Origin of the sequence: Yersinia sp. Marseille-Q3913, assembly GCF_963892745.1 — a bacterium.
Lineage (GTDB): Bacteria > Pseudomonadota > Gammaproteobacteria > Enterobacterales > Enterobacteriaceae > Yersinia > Yersinia bercovieri.
This window is the reverse complement of record NZ_CAWQAF010000019.1, coordinates 41,151-53,561: the sequence shown is the minus strand read 5'-3', so window position 1 is coordinate 53,561 and position 12,411 is coordinate 41,151. Positions and strand designations below refer to the sequence as shown.

Here is a 12,411-nt window from a genome sequence, read left to right as displayed (position 1 = left end):
CGACCTTCGGGTTATGAGCCCGACGAGCTACCAGGCTGCTCCACCCCGCGTCCGATTGAGCGCACTATACTCTGGATGAGATCTGTTGCAAGTAGTTTTGCTACTTAATTTAAGTAAATAGGTTTTTTCGATTAATTTATCAACTATCTGTTTCCTTTTTCCTCATAGTGGCATCAGGGGATTTTTTTCTACCTGCTGATTCCTTTATCCATAGGCGTTTGTTATCGTTCGCCGGTAGATAAAATAAGTAAGAGAAGGCGTGAAATGACAAGTCGTTGGGGCAAATACCTATTGAGTGGAATAATGATTGCTGTTCTGGCTGGCTGCCAATCACGGCCAACCGATCGTGGACAGCAATATAAGGATGGGCATCTGGAGCAGCCACTGGAGCTGGTGAATGAACCAAATGCGACAGGTAAGCCAGTCAACGCAAAAGATTATTCTGATCAGGTGAAAGTGATTAACCAATCCTCACCAGGTCTGTATGGCCGCAATAGTAGTACATTTAATGCGGTAGAAAACTGGATGTTGGCGGGTGCTGACACCAGCAAGTTAACTCTATTTGGTCTGAATGCTTACCAGATGGAGGGCGTGGATAATTTCGGTAATGTGCAATTTACCGGTTATTACACCCCAGTACTGCAGGCGCGCTATACCCCACAAGGCGAATTCCGTTACCCACTTTATCGTATGCCTGCTAAGAAAAAGGGGCGCTTACCTGATCGCGCTTCAATATATGCCGGCGCATTAGATAGCCGTGATTTAGTTATCGCGTACACCAATTCATTGGTGGATAACTTTATGATGGAAGTACAGGGTAGCGGTTATGTCGATTATGGCGATGGGCGACCGCTGACCTTCTTCGGCTATGCGGGTAAAAATGGTCATGCTTATCGCAGTATCGGTAAGGTACTGATTGATCGCGGAGAAGTTGCAAAAGCCGATATGTCGATGCAGGCTATCCGTCACTGGGCTGAAACTCACAGCGAAGCTGAAGTTAGAGAATTATTAGAGCAAAATCCCTCCTTTGTCTTCTTTAAACCAGAAATGTATGCACCGGTCAAAGGGGCCAGTGCAGTTCCTTTGATAGCCAAAGCCTCAGTTGCTTCTGACCGCTCGCTGATCCCGGCGGGTACTACACTGCTGGCTGAAGTCCCCTTGCTGGATAAGCAGGGGAAATTCACCGGCCAATATCAGATGCGCCTAATGGTAGCACTGGATGTAGGTGGGGCGATTAAGGGTCAACACTTTGATATCTATCAGGGAATTGGTCATGAAGCAGGGCAAACGGCCGGTTTCTACAACCATTATGGCCGTGTTTGGGTGCTGAAAAATGCCCAAAGTAACGGGCCACTGTTTACTGCCTATCAAGGTGGCGCTAAAACTGCACCCGCTGGCAATGGTTCATCGTTATTGGTGAGCAATCAAAGTCAGTAAGCAGATGGTTTGATGTAATAGAGTCACTATTTATCAGGCGGCCAACTGGCCGCTTTTGCATTTGCTTCATCAATTTTATTAAAGCCACTTATTATTTCTAAGTTATTAAGGTAACAACTCTATGAGCACAGCCTTTTCCGAAGCTTACCAACAGCGTTTTGGTGGTATTGCGCGCCTTTATGGGCAGCAGGCGCTGACACTTTTTTCACAGGCGCATGTTTGTGTTATCGGCATTGGCGGCGTGGGATCTTGGGCTGCGGAAGCATTGGCACGTACTGGCATTGGCGCAATCACGCTGATTGATATGGATGATGTTTGCGTCACCAATACTAATCGCCAGATCCATGCACTGCGACACAATGTCGGGCAGGCTAAAACCGAAGTGATGGCGGAACGTATTCTGGCTATCAATCCTGAATGCCGAGTGACTTGTATTGATGATTTCATTACCGCAGATAATGTTGCGGAGCTTTTAAATAATAATTTTAGCTATATCATTGATGCGATAGATAGTGTTCGCCCAAAAGCAGCACTGCTCTCCTACTGTCGCCGCTATAAAATCCCGGTAGTGACCACCGGTGGTGCGGGCGGGCAAATCGATCCAACGCGCATTGAAGTGGTGGATCTGGCGAAAACCATTCAGGATCCACTGGCGGCAAAGCTACGTGAGAGACTGAAACATGATTTTAACGTGGTGAAAAATAGCAAAGGTAAGCTGGGGATCGACTGTGTTTTCTCCAGTGAACCATTAGTTTACCCGCAGGCCGATGGTTCGGTCTGTGCATCCCGCACTACCGCTGAGGGGCCAAAGAGAATGGATTGCACTTCAGGCTTCGGTTCGGCAACCATGGTCACCGCGACCTTTGGTTTTGTTGCGGTGTCCCATGCATTGAAAAAAATGATGGCGAAAGCGGCACGTCAGGCGTAATTATTCTCAGCCGTTTATCGCGAGATATATTGGGCCGCGATCGCCCGCACTCCCTGCGCCAGTGCTTGCAAACCACTGGCGCGTGAGCTGCTCAATTGCTGGCGTAAACCGAGTTGATCAAACAGAGCCAAGGGGTCTTCTGCCAGGACCTGTTGCGGTGTTTTACCTTCTACGGCGGTTAAAATCACCGCCAATAACCCACGAACAATACGCCCTTCACTGTCGCCGTAGAAATGTAAGCGCCCATCCGGCAGATGCTGATGCCCCAACCACACTCGGTTTTCACAGCCAGTCAGTTCCAGTTCATTTTGCTTCAATGATTCTGGTAATGGCGGGAGTTGCTTAGCCAGCAAAATTAACTGGCGATAACGATCTTCCCACTGTTTATGGGCACTGAATGTCTCGATAAGCTGAGCTACAGTAATATCGTGACCAAAAGGGTGTGGTGCAATCATCATTTTCTCGTTTTATTGCATGTTGATATTTATCGGGATTATCATCTGTTGGTGCTTAATCTTGCAACAGATCCAGCGCTTTAGCGATCGCGGCGCAAAGCATTTCAACATCGTCAGCGGTATTGTATGGCGCGAATGATGCCCGCAGGCTGCCATTTATCCCCAGTGCTGTCATAAGTGGCTGTGCGCAGTGTTGCCCTGCGCGTAACGCAATACCTTGTTCCGCCAGCAATGTCACTAAATCGCTATGATGAATACCAATGAAAGTGAAGGCTAACAGACTCGATTGTTGGCAACGGAAGCTGCGAAAGCCCGGTAATTCAGCCAACTTATTCTCAGCCATCGTGGCTAAACTTTGGCTATATGCCTCGGCCTCTTCCAGATCTATATATTCAAGCCAACTGAGCACCGCCGATAAGCCAATCACACCGGCAATATTTGGCGTGCCGGCCTCAAAGCGGTAGGGCACCTCGTGGGGGGTGAAACCACCGAATGAAGCATGAGTGAGCATTTTTCCGCCACCTTGCCAGGCGGGCATCTCTTCCAGTAATTCTGATTTGCCGTACAGCACCCCAATACCGGTCGGACCGTAGAGTTTATGAGCGGAAAAAGCATAAAAATCAATATCCAATGCTTGAACATCAGCCGGGCTGTGAACAATACCTTGCGCCCCATCCACCACAACAACACAGTCATATTGATGAGCGAGTGCTATTGCATTCGCCAATTCAGGAGTACCGCCAGTGACATTAGACATCTGTCCCAGCGCTAAGATGCGCGTTTTACCATTTAGTAACTGTGGAAGTTGTGGTAAATCAGGTAGATGGTCAAGACCGATAGGTAACTTAATGATTCTGGCACCCGTCTGTTCAGCAACCATAAGCCAGGGGATTAGGTTTGCATGATGTTCTGCTTCGCTGACAATAATTTCATCTCCAGCTTGCAGGCGGGGGCGAGCATAACTTTGCGCCACGAGGTTAATCGCTTCGGTCGTGCCACGGGTCCAAACGATATTTTCTGCTGTTGGGGCATTGATAAAATCAGCCACCTGTTGGCGAGTCTCTTCAAAGCGGACCGTTAATGATAATGCCGATTGATGCTGACTGCGATGTACTGTCGCACAATCCTGCTGATAAAACAGCTGGGTTGCCTCAATCATGGCGCGGGGCTTCAGGGCAGTTGCCGCGCTGTCCAGATAGATAATCTCATCGCTAATTGCCGGAAATTCCTGACGAAAATTCGTTGGATTAAAAGCCTTCATACCGTTTTTTGTATCCTTGGGTTCACTTCGGAACTGTCTCATTCTGGCGCATTTTGCTCATAAACTGCCCACTAATGGCCCTGATGGCTGGAAATATGTCATAAGCGGGTTATGCTGAATAGTAACGGACACAACCATTTGTCTGGTAATGGAATCGAGTTTTTCAGCATTTTAATCTGCAAGGAGTCACCCATGAAAAAGACAACTGCCGCAATTTCTGCACTTATGCTCACTTTTACTCTAGCAGCCTGTTCAAGCAACTATGTTATGCATACTAATGATGGTCGCACTATCGTTGCTGATGGTAAACCTAAAGTAGATGATGAGACAGGAATGATAAGTTACACCGATGCTAATGGCACCGAGCTGCAAATTAATCGTTCAGAAGTCAAAGAGATGGCTGAGGGTAATTAGCTTTATGCTAAATCGTTGTTGAAATGATATCTAAAAAACTGTGGTAACAACTTAAATGTAAGCTCTGACTGATGTGCAATACCAAGTGGCGCTTACATTTAAGCTCTAAAAACTAAGTAAGCTCTAAAATTTGGGTAAAAAAAAGCACCGCGAAAATGGCGGTGCTGCATAAAATCACTATGGACAGACAGGGTAAATGTACAGGAAGTGAAAAAAAAACAGTAGCTTAGCTACTATGTCTGGCATACCAGACCATTTGCAAACACAACATCACAACCACAAAGCCAAAAGCATTTCAGTACCTGGATACTAAACCTACTTTTCGTTCCGGCTTGGGAAGTGCCGCCACTATAGGTATTTGCTGGCACATCATCAACGGACAATTTATAATGCCTCGGATTATAAAAACTAATAAGTAAACAAAGGGTTTCATCTGAGGATGAGCCGTTATAAAAAAGTATCCAACTCATGTCAAAACGACTACCACCCTTGAACGCTTTGCGGGTTTTCGATGCGGCCGCACGCCACCTGAGTTTTACTAAAGCAGCTGACGAGTTATTTGTCACTCAAGCTGCGGTTAGCCACCAGATAAAGTCCCTGGAGGATTTTCTCGGACTAAAACTGTTCCGCCGTCGTAACCGCTCTTTGTTGCTGACCGAAGAGGGGCAGAGCTATTACCTCGATATCAAAGAGATTTTTACCTCCATCAATGAAGCCACCCGCAAATTACAGGCCCGCAGTGCGAAAGGTGCATTGACGGTCAGTCTGCCCCCAAGTTTTGCTATCCAATGGCTGGTCCCACGTCTTTCTGGATTTAATGCTGCTTATCCGGGCATTGATGTCAGGATCCAGGCGGTGGATCGAGAAGAGGATAAACTCGCTGATGACGTCGATGTCGCGATATTTTATGGTCGGGGCAATTGGACCGGCTTGCGAACTGAACGTCTGTATGCTGAATTCTTACTCCCCGTCTGTGCTCCCAGCTTATTAATGGGAGAGCATGGATTAAAAGTACCGGCAGATCTGGCTTATCACACGCTGTTGCATGATACTTCCCGCCGAGACTGGATGGCGTATACCCGTCAACTGGGTGTGCCGCAGATTAATGTGCAACAAGGGCCAATATTCAGCCATAGCGCCATGGTGGTTCAGGCTGCCGTTCATGGGCAAGGTATTGCGTTGGTGAATAACGTGATGGCGCAGTCTGAGATTGAAGCCGGGCGATTGGTGTGCCCATTTAATGATGTATTGGTGAGTAAAAATGCTTTTTATCTGGTTTGTCATGACAGTCAGGCAGAACTGGGTAAAATAGCCGCCTTTCGTCAGTGGATACTGGCAAGAGCTGCCAGTGAGCAGGAGAAATTGCGCTTTCGCTATGACAAATGATTGATCGTGGTGTTAAGCGATCTAGTATCTGCGCAGTCATGACAACCCATTCACGATGGTAGCTGGCTACGATAAAATAGATTATTGCCTGATATAACGACATACCTAAAGTCATTGGTGTTGCTGTTCACGCGCTTGCAGCGCCAACTACCAAGGGTATCACTCTATCTAATTCAAGGTTAATGGCGATGAACAGTCGTTTAATGCTGATATTTGCCGCGCTGAGCGGTTTTTTCTATGTGGCTTTCGGTGCCTTTGGTGCCCACGTATTGAGCACCACAATGGGACCGAATGAGATGGCCTGGATCCGCACTGGGCTGGAGTACCAAGGATTCCATACGTTGGCGATCCTGGCATTGGCTGTTGCGATGCAACGGCAGATAAGTATTTGGTTTTACTGGAGTGGAGCCTTGTTAGCGCTCGGAACGCTACTCTTTAGTGGCAGTTTATACTGCCTGGCTCTATCGCACCTGAAACTGTGGGTATATATCACGCCAGTCGGCGGAGTATGTTTTCTGGCGGGATGGATTTTGATGTTGATTGGCGCGCTGCGTCTAAGAAAAAGGGCAGAACGCCATGAATAATAAAATTGCTTTATATTGCCGCTCCGGCTTTGAAAAAGAGTGTGCGGCAGAAATTACCGCGAAAGCGGCACAGCTCGAAATTTTTGGTTTCGCGCGAGTCAAAGATAACAGCGGTTATGTGCTGTTTGAGTGCTATCAGTTGGAAGATGCTGATCGCTTGATCCGTGAAGTGCCATTCCGTGAGCTGATTTTTGCCCGTCAAATGATGGTGGTGGGTGAGTTGTTGAAAGACCTACCACCGGAAGATCGTGTGTCACCGATTGTGGGCATGTTGACCGGCGTTATCGAAAAAGCGGGTGAGCTACGGGTTGAAGTCCCAGATACTAATGAAAGCAAAGAGCTACTGAAGTTTTGTCGTAAGCTGACAGTCCCTTTACGTAGCGCTATGCGTGAACAAAAAATATTGTCCGCCCGTGAAAATGCTCACCGCCCAGTGGTGCATGTGTTCTTTATCGCGTCAGGTTGTTGTTATGTCGGCTACTCCTATAGCAATAATAACTCCCCATTCTATATGGGTATCCCGCGTCTTAAATTCCCATCCGATGCACCAAGCCGCTCAACATTAAAATTGGAAGAAGCTTTCCATATGTTCATCCCTGCGGACGAATGGGAAGAGCGCTTAGCCAGTGGTATGCATGCTGTTGATTTAGGTGCATGTCCCGGTGGTTGGACTTATCAGTTAGTGCAACGCAGCATGATGATTCAGGCCATTGATAATGGTTCTATGGCGCAGAGCCTGATGGATACTGGGCAGGTGACGCATCACCGTGTTGATGGTTTTAAATATGAGCCGACGCGCAGCAATATCTACTGGTTAGTGTGCGATATGGTAGAGAAACCGGCCAAGGTAACCGAACTTATCATCAAGTGGCTGGTTAATGGTTGGTGCCGTGAGGCGATTTTCAACCTGAAATTGCCAATGAAAAAGCGTTTCGAAGTGGTTTCAGAGAATCTGGAAATGATGGATGAGCAGCTGAAAGAAAATGGTATCAATGCCCATATTCAAGCCAAACAGCTCTACCATGACCGTGAAGAAGTGACGGTGCATGTGCGTCGTATCTGGTCTGGTGCTCCAGGTCGCCGTGATGAACGCGAGTAAAGATGAGTGATATAGCGCTATAACGTTATGTTTAAGGGGCCTTTGGGCCCCTGAGGTTATTGACAAAGTGCCGGTTGCGGAGAAAACAGCTAGATCGTAAAGACGCCGTCTGTCCTTTGAAAAAAAAAGCCTCCCTGGAGGCTCGAACCGCGCCATCCATGGCGCGGACGCTTTACTCTTCTACCCGTCCTCTCCGTTCCAGATCGCGTCATCGGGGTTTGTCAGCAGATTAAGGGGCCTTTTGGCCCCTTAATCTTTCTATAAACGAAGCTGCTGTAAGTTGCCACTCAATGGTAAATCAGTTTTCAATGTGGCGATTTTTTTGCAAATAAACGCCATATCTTGATGCAGTTGCAACTTTTTACGCCATTTCTCCGGTACTGACTCCAGCCCCTGATAGAGTGCTTCCAGCGTGTTGGCTTGCTGTAGCAACAGTGTGGCGGTTTTTGCCCCAATACCCGCGACGCCGGGGATTTTACTGCTGCTGATCCCAGCAAGCCCCCAATAATCAGGCAGTTGGTGCGGCAATACGCCAAACTCCTGTTTCACAAACGCCATATCCAACCAGCGCTTTTGAAAGTAATCACGAATCTGCACATTTGGTGCCAATAGCTGGCAGTAACCTTTGTCGGTCGAAACAATCGTCACTTGATGGCCTGTGCCGCCAATTTTAGTTGCCAGCGTTGCGGCCAGATCATCGGCTTCATTGCCCGGCGAGTGCCAGCAAGCGACTCCTAGCGAATTGAACGCCTCACGGATAAGGGGCATTTCCTGCTGTAAGTTATCGGGCATCGGGGAGCGGCCCGCTTTGTAATCCGGCAGACACTGATGACGCCAACTGTCTGAGCGGTCATCTTCATCAAAAACCGCCACGGCATGTGTGGGTTGGCTGTGCTGAATCAACTGTTGCAGCGCATGTTGGCAAGCCTTAATGCAAGGCGAACCCTGCACCGCGTGAATGCGGCGAATTAAATTAAGGGCATCAACGATAAGAAGGTGGATTTGCATAGCCTGTTTTATATGAGAATTAAGCCAGTGGAGTCGGGCAGCGCTGGATCTCAATGCTGCCCGGTGATTGTGCCTCTCTTTTAGCTACAGATTTCGTAGCAAGGTGTATAATCACTGCCCGGTAATTTCATTCGTTGTTGAGCGATAAAGCCCTGTAATAGGCTATCCATTTGCTTCATCAATTGCGGGTCACCGTGTAATTTGAATGGCCCGTTAGCTTCAATCGCCTGAATTCCCACCTCTTTCACATTACCCGCCACAATTCCAGAGAAGGCACGGCGTAGCGCTGCGGCCAGTTTCTCAGGGGGTTGATTATGGGACAAGTTCAAATCCGCCATGTTTTCATGGGTTGGCTCAAATGGGTGCTGCAGATCAGGCTCGATGCGGATTGACCAGTTAAAGCTATAAGCATCACCCGTATTGCGGCGATTCTCTTTCACTAATGGCATCGCTTTTTTCATCTGGCGAGCAACTTCATCCGGATCACCAATAATAATTTGATAGTACTTACGCGCTTCATCACCCAGTGTATTCATGATGAACTCATCCACAACGCGGAAGTAATCGGCACTCTCTTTCGGCCCAGTCAAAATCAGTGGCAATACCTGTTCACTGTTCTCTGGATTCATCAGAATACCTAACAGATAGAGTAGCTCTTCGGCGGTTCCCACGCCGCCTGGGAAAATAATGATCCCGTGCGCGATACGGACGAAGGCTTCTAGCCGTTTTTCAATGTCTGGCATGATAACCAGTTCATTGACCAGCGGGTTTGGCGGCTCGGCTGCAATGATTGAAGGCTCGGTCATACCGATAAAACGACTATTTCTGTAGCGCTGTTGGGCATGACCGACAGCTGCACCTTTCATGGGGGCTTCCATCGCACCCGGCCCACAGCCAGTACAGATGTTCAACTCACGTAAGCCGAGTTGGCTACCGACTTTGCGGGCGTATAAATACTCGTTTTCATTGATCGAATGCCCCCCCCAACAAACAACCATATTCGGTTCTTCATCAATATGCAGGGCGCGGGCATTACGTAAAATAGAGAAAACCAAGTTGGTCAAATGGCTGGAGCTTTCCATATTCAAGTGCTGGTCATGTTCTGCACTAACAATTTGGCCATTCACAAATAAGATGTCGCGCAGTACGGCAAAGAGGTTCGCCTGCAAAGAACGGATGATTTTACCATCCACGAAGGCATGTTCTGGCGGATTCACCAATTCGAGCTTCACACCACGCTCGCGGCGCAGTACGTTGATATCAAAGGTTTCATAGCGAGATAAAAGCTCTTTGCTGTTATCAGTCAGGCTACCTGAGTTGAGAACGGCCAATGAGCAGTTACGGAATAAACGGTACAGATCACTGCTAGCTGTACGCTTGAGCATATCCACTTCTAGCTGTGATAACAGATCCATTGAGCCGAGTGGGCTGATATGTGTAATCAAAGTTGCTCCTTTACACCCTTGAGGGTGGTAGTGCCCGTGTATCAGAATGCTACTTTCTATTTTGCCTAGGAATATCAGAGAGATCTTTCAGTATTCAGTTTGTGTTTTTCTGCTGAAAATAGCCGGAAGATACTGTAATTAACCTTAACGTTGTCCCCCGCATTTTGCCAACATTAACGTGCAGTGAGCTAAAATGTTGCGCACATGCGCGCATTTATTGCCGCGCCAGACGACCTGTTGACGGTACAAAATTGGTGTTGGAGCGCCAAGGATTAATATCCAATCCCCCACGACGGGTATAGCGGGCATAGACCGACAAGGTTTCCGGCTGACAAAAACGCATGATGTCATTGAAGATGCGCTCGACACACTGCTCATGAAACTCATTATGATGGCGGAAAGAGACCAGATAGCGCAGCAGTGCTTCTCGGTTAATTTGCGGGCCGCTGTAGCTGATTTGCACGGATCCCCAATCGGGTTGGTGGGTGATCAGGCAGTTGGATTTGAGCAGGTGGCTGACGAGGCTCTCTGTTACGCGATTCGCCCCTGCCGAACCTTGCAGATAATCTGTACTGAATTCATAGCTATCAATGCGAATATCCTGCTGATCCAGACACTCTCCCGCAAAATTGGCAATCGGCTGAGCCGTTATCTCATCGAGTCGGTACAGCGTGACGCTGACATCACCCACAGCACAGGCGGCCAAATCACGTTGCAAAGTCGCCTGAACACTTTCCCAGTCAGCAAAAACGGTTTGGTTAAAACTGTTGAGGTAGAGTTTGAAACTTTTTGATTCAATCAGATTAACGCTATTCGCATTCAGGCTTATTTCGCCTACCGCAACCTGCGGTAGCCCGTTGCTGTTTAGCCAGGATAGCTCATAAAGTGTCCAGATATCAGCGCCATGGAAGGGCAGGCTATCCGGATACAAGCCGAGAGGCTCGCGATTCATGCTGCGCGGTACGGCTTGTAGTAAGGTCACGTCATAGTGATCGCGATAGGCGGTTGGTTTGCCCAGCGTTAGTTCCGCCAGCGCCTTGTGGTCTTGATATGAAGACATGCTGTTTCCATGATGAGAGTTCGGTACAATAGTTCTAGTTTATCAATTTATGCCGCGTTTAACTGCATTTCTAAGCGGGTGCGATACCCACCATGTTGCAGTGCAAGCTGCCACGATACAGAGAATTAAGAATGGACCAGAACGTTTCAACGGCACTGAACAGTTTTACTCAACGCTATATCGATTTATGGCAGCAGCAAACCGGGCATCCCCCCGCCAGTGAAGAACTCTATGGTGTACCCTCACCCTGCATCCTGGAAACGCAGGATAATCAGGTGATTTGGTTACCTCGGCCTTGTGTTGCAGATGCCAATTTGAGCAATATTGAGCGGGCACTGGAGATTCAGCTTCACCCAGATATTCATGAGTTTTATACTTACCAATACGCCGGTGACATGATGGCTGATCTCGGTGATCACCGTTTCAGTTTGCTGCAAGTGTGGAGCGAAGATGATTTTATCCGCTTACAGGAGAATCTGATTGGTCACCTGGTAACACAAAAAAGGCTGAAGCTCTCTCCGACGCTATTTTTGGCAACCACTGAGTCAGAAATGACCATGGCCTCACTGTGTAATGTCAGTGGCAATGTGGTGTTAGAGCAATTTGGCAGCGGTAAACGCACACTATTGGCTTCGACGCTGATACATTTTCTGGATGCATTACGCCCCGTATTGCCTGAATAAATAAGTGGTTATCCTGTATTCAGAGGCCTGCGCGTGTGAGAGATCTCGCACATGGCCTGTGAGACATCACTTCTATTCCTCATATGTAAAATTCTTGTACCAAATTTATCTTCAATAAAATCATTTTGTTATAAACGTTCATTTTTTTATATGAAAAAGTGTCAGCATCAATACCCTTACAGTACCTTGTCACCCTTTGTCGTTTAAGCGATCCTTCTATTCGCCGGATAGGATCTGGCGGAGAAGGAAGGTAGCGGATGCTACCACTTCAGGATGAAGAACACAGGGACTGCTTAGGATGAGTGAAGGGACGTTTCAGGATGAAACATAGGACACCTCCAGGATGGAGATTGAGAGCCGATTCAGGATGGATGGTGGGTTAGGATAACTTCAGGATCAGCACCGGGATGGTGTAGGACAATGCTACGGATTGCTGGTTAGGATAACCGAACGGAAAAGTTTTCAAGGACTGAGCAGGGAGCATCACTTTTAGCTGGATAGCTATAAAACGAATCGAGGGGTACTGGTAAAACAGTACCCCTTTTTTTATTCACATTTTGCTTAAGTTATATCTGTTGCCTATGGTGTGAATTTGGGCATAGCCTGCTTCAGTGGTATGCTTTGCCGCCGTTGAACCAGCCCGGTGAATGG

12 protein-coding genes are annotated in these 12,411 nt (G+C 47.8%); 7 read left to right on the top strand and 5 right to left on the bottom strand.

The window, feature by feature from the left end:
- Positions 1 to 264 precede the first annotated feature (264 nt).
- Together mltA and tcdA are read left to right on the top strand one after the other, a co-directional pair.
- Entirely contained in the window at positions 265 to 1,437 is a 1,173-nt protein-coding gene (gene mltA, locus AACW11_RS09790) for a murein transglycosylase A (RefSeq protein WP_212586638.1), read from the top strand.
- A 121-nt stretch (positions 1,438 to 1,558) separates the two neighbouring features.
- A complete protein-coding gene (tcdA, locus tag AACW11_RS09785; RefSeq protein ID WP_212586637.1) occupies positions 1,559 to 2,365 on the top strand; it encodes a tRNA cyclic N6-threonylcarbamoyladenosine(37) synthase TcdA in 807 nt (268 codons plus the stop codon).
- 14 nt (positions 2,366 to 2,379) lie between these two features.
- Here the strand turns inward: tcdA and csdE are convergent, their stop codons facing one another.
- Complete coding sequence (csdE, locus tag AACW11_RS09780) at positions 2,380 to 2,823, bottom strand: cysteine desulfurase sulfur acceptor subunit CsdE (RefSeq protein ID WP_212586636.1); 444 nt, start codon at positions 2,821 to 2,823, stop codon at positions 2,380 to 2,382.
- 52 nt (positions 2,824 to 2,875) lie between these two features.
- Positions 2,876 to 4,081, bottom strand: coding sequence for a cysteine desulfurase CsdA (gene csdA, locus AACW11_RS09775; RefSeq protein WP_212586635.1), 1,206 nt, complete (start codon positions 4,079 to 4,081; stop codon positions 2,876 to 2,878).
- Between the two features lie 192 nt (positions 4,082 to 4,273).
- On the opposite strand from csdA, the gene AACW11_RS09770 reads away from it, so the two are divergent.
- The 4 genes from AACW11_RS09770 to rlmM all read left to right on the top strand — a co-directional run bounded on the left by AACW11_RS09770 (position 4,274) and on the right by rlmM (position 7,564).
- Positions 4,274 to 4,495, top strand: coding sequence for a YgdI/YgdR family lipoprotein (locus AACW11_RS09770; protein ID WP_212586634.1), 222 nt, complete (start codon positions 4,274 to 4,276; stop codon positions 4,493 to 4,495).
- Positions 4,496 to 4,963: 468 nt separating this feature from the next.
- Positions 4,964 to 5,881, top strand: a complete 918-nt coding sequence (locus AACW11_RS09765) for a transcriptional regulator GcvA (protein WP_048617264.1) — start codon at positions 4,964 to 4,966, stop codon at positions 5,879 to 5,881.
- Between the two features lie 188 nt (positions 5,882 to 6,069).
- Entirely contained in the window at positions 6,070 to 6,465 is a 396-nt protein-coding gene (locus AACW11_RS09760; RefSeq protein WP_212586633.1) for a DUF423 domain-containing protein, read from the top strand.
- Complete coding sequence (rlmM, locus tag AACW11_RS09755) at positions 6,458 to 7,564, top strand: 23S rRNA (cytidine(2498)-2'-O)-methyltransferase RlmM (RefSeq protein WP_212586632.1); 1,107 nt, start codon at positions 6,458 to 6,460, stop codon at positions 7,562 to 7,564. Before AACW11_RS09760 ends, rlmM begins: the two co-directional genes overlap by 8 nt.
- Before the next feature lie 258 nt (positions 7,565 to 7,822).
- Here the strand turns inward: rlmM and xni are convergent, their stop codons facing one another.
- The 3 genes from xni to queF form a co-directional block, all read right to left on the bottom strand.
- Positions 7,823 to 8,572 carry a flap endonuclease Xni gene (gene xni / locus AACW11_RS09750; protein ID WP_212586631.1) on the bottom strand — a complete coding sequence of 250 codons (750 nt, stop codon included), beginning with the start codon at positions 8,570 to 8,572 and terminating at the stop codon, positions 7,823 to 7,825.
- An 80-nt stretch (positions 8,573 to 8,652) separates the two neighbouring features.
- Positions 8,653 to 10,017 (bottom strand): nucleotide 5'-monophosphate nucleosidase PpnN, encoded by a 1,365-nt coding sequence (gene ppnN, locus AACW11_RS09745; protein WP_212586630.1) that lies wholly within the window; start codon positions 10,015 to 10,017, stop codon positions 8,653 to 8,655.
- 214 nt (positions 10,018 to 10,231) lie between these two features.
- The gene (queF, locus tag AACW11_RS09740; protein ID WP_212586629.1) at positions 10,232 to 11,077 is read right to left on the bottom strand and encodes an NADPH-dependent 7-cyano-7-deazaguanine reductase QueF; all 846 of its coding nucleotides are present in this window, start codon (positions 11,075 to 11,077) and stop codon (positions 10,232 to 10,234) included.
- Positions 11,078 to 11,208: 131 nt separating this feature from the next.
- On the opposite strand from queF, the gene syd reads away from it, so the two are divergent.
- Positions 11,209 to 11,760: a SecY-interacting protein gene (syd, locus tag AACW11_RS09735; RefSeq protein ID WP_212586628.1), complete on the top strand. Its 552-nt coding sequence runs from the start codon at positions 11,209 to 11,211 to the stop codon at positions 11,758 to 11,760.
- Positions 11,761 to 12,411: the final 651 nt, after the last annotated feature.

What these genes read in the sequence shown, in the direction of transcription:
- syd (WP_212586628.1), top strand. Translation starts at nt 11,209, where the DNA reads ATGGACCAGAACGTTTCAACGGCACTGAACAGTTTTACTCAACGCTAT.
- mltA (WP_212586638.1), top strand. Translation starts at nt 265, where the DNA reads ATGACAAGTCGTTGGGGCAAATACCTATTGAGTGGAATAATGATTGCT.
- queF (WP_212586629.1), bottom strand. Translation starts at nt 11,077, where the DNA reads ATGTCTTCATATCAAGACCACAAGGCGCTGGCGGAACTAACGCTGGGC.
- AACW11_RS09760 (WP_212586633.1), top strand. Translation starts at nt 6,070, where the DNA reads ATGAACAGTCGTTTAATGCTGATATTTGCCGCGCTGAGCGGTTTTTTC.
- csdE (WP_212586636.1), bottom strand. Translation starts at nt 2,823, where the DNA reads ATGATGATTGCACCACACCCTTTTGGTCACGATATTACTGTAGCTCAG.
- csdA (WP_212586635.1), bottom strand. Translation starts at nt 4,081, where the DNA reads ATGAAGGCTTTTAATCCAACGAATTTTCGTCAGGAATTTCCGGCAATT.
- rlmM (WP_212586632.1), top strand. Translation starts at nt 6,458, where the DNA reads ATGAATAATAAAATTGCTTTATATTGCCGCTCCGGCTTTGAAAAAGAG.
- xni (WP_212586631.1), bottom strand. Translation starts at nt 8,572, where the DNA reads ATGCAAATCCACCTTCTTATCGTTGATGCCCTTAATTTAATTCGCCGC.
- AACW11_RS09765 (WP_048617264.1), top strand. Translation starts at nt 4,964, where the DNA reads ATGTCAAAACGACTACCACCCTTGAACGCTTTGCGGGTTTTCGATGCG.
- tcdA (WP_212586637.1), top strand. Translation starts at nt 1,559, where the DNA reads ATGAGCACAGCCTTTTCCGAAGCTTACCAACAGCGTTTTGGTGGTATT.
- AACW11_RS09770 (WP_212586634.1), top strand. Translation starts at nt 4,274, where the DNA reads ATGAAAAAGACAACTGCCGCAATTTCTGCACTTATGCTCACTTTTACT.